Origin of the sequence: Streptococcus sp. DD11 (assembly GCF_001578865.1) — a bacterium.
Lineage (GTDB): Bacteria > Bacillota > Bacilli > Lactobacillales > Streptococcaceae > Streptococcus > Streptococcus panodentis.
Genome location: NZ_KQ969396.1, coordinates 263,200 through 264,233 on the forward strand (window position 1 = coordinate 263,200; position 1,034 = coordinate 264,233).

Annotated in this window: 2 protein-coding genes; both read right to left on the reverse strand. The window is 49.4% G+C overall.

Annotated elements, in window-relative coordinates; genetic code table 11:
• Positions 1-211: 211 nt before the first annotated feature.
• A complete protein-coding gene (locus STRDD11_RS14910) occupies positions 212-334 on the reverse strand; it encodes a hypothetical protein (RefSeq protein ID WP_277592930.1) in 123 nt (40 codons plus the stop codon).
• Positions 335-473: 139 nt separating this feature from the next.
• On the reverse strand, positions 474-1,034 hold a 561-nt coding region (locus STRDD11_RS10635), incomplete at its 5' end, for an aldo/keto reductase (RefSeq protein ID WP_164828472.1).

Genomic DNA, 1,034 nt, shown 5'->3' on the forward strand with positions numbered 1-1,034 from the left:
CAGTCCGGGGGACTGGGAGAGGTTGGAGATGGGGAAAACAGAGTTTTCCTCAATGTAGGAGCTTTTTGGAGTCTAAAAGACGAACAAAGTTGAGACTTGCTTTGCAAGTCCTATCCGCAACCTCAAAGCAGTGCTTTTGCTGCTTCCTCTCAGAAGCTTTATCTATAACCTCAAAACCTCCGCTGGAGCTTTTGAGCAATCAGCTGCCGCGTCAAGAGTTTTTTACCAAAACAAAGCGAGACTGAAGAACTTTTGCCTCAGCCTCGTCAAAAAGCTCCAGCGGAGGTTTTGAGCGGCCAGCTTCCCAGTTTGCTTTTTGATTTTCTTTGAACATAAAGTGTCTAATGAACTGTGCAGGGGAGATGCTAGCTGACCGACGTCAACAGCATTTCTCCCAACCACTGCGTCCATCTGTTTTTCTCATGCAGCAGCAAGAGACTGGACTTTTTGCCCAGCCTCTTGTTTCCTCTCAGCTAGTCATGAATTTTTAAACCGTGCAGCAGCTTGACAAAGTCCGGATCAGCGTGATTGACAATGTCACTGTGCCCTTGATCCAGCTTGGCTATTTCCGCCCTGTCATCATCGTCCAGAGTGAAATCAAAAACAGCAATATTGGCTTCGATACGAGACGGTGTGACAGACTTGGGCAGGACAATGACGCCGCGGTCCAGATTCCAGCGCAGAGCTACATGAGCTGCGGTTTTGCCGTATTTCTCACCGATTTTGGTCAGAACTGGATGGGTAAAAATCCCAAATCTCCCTTCGGCAAAGGGCCCCCAGGCTTCAAGAGCTACATGATACTCTTCAGCAATCGCCAGTAAGTCCTCTCTTTGGAAGAAAGGATGGGTTTCCACTTGGTTGACCGCCGGCTGGATGTCCACTGTCTGGCAGAAATCAGCCAGACGAGCCGCATCAAAGTTGGAGATGCCGATGGACTTGATTTTCCCATCGCGATAGGCCTCTTCCAGAGCCCGCCAAGCGCCGATATAGTCTCCAAACGGCTGGTGGAGCAGATAGAGATCAATGTAGTCCAG

Coding starts and splice junctions, on each gene's coding strand:
- STRDD11_RS14910 (WP_277592930.1), bottom strand. CDS start 334: ATGTTCAAAGAAAATCAAAAAGCAAACTGGGAAGCTGGCCGCTCAAAA.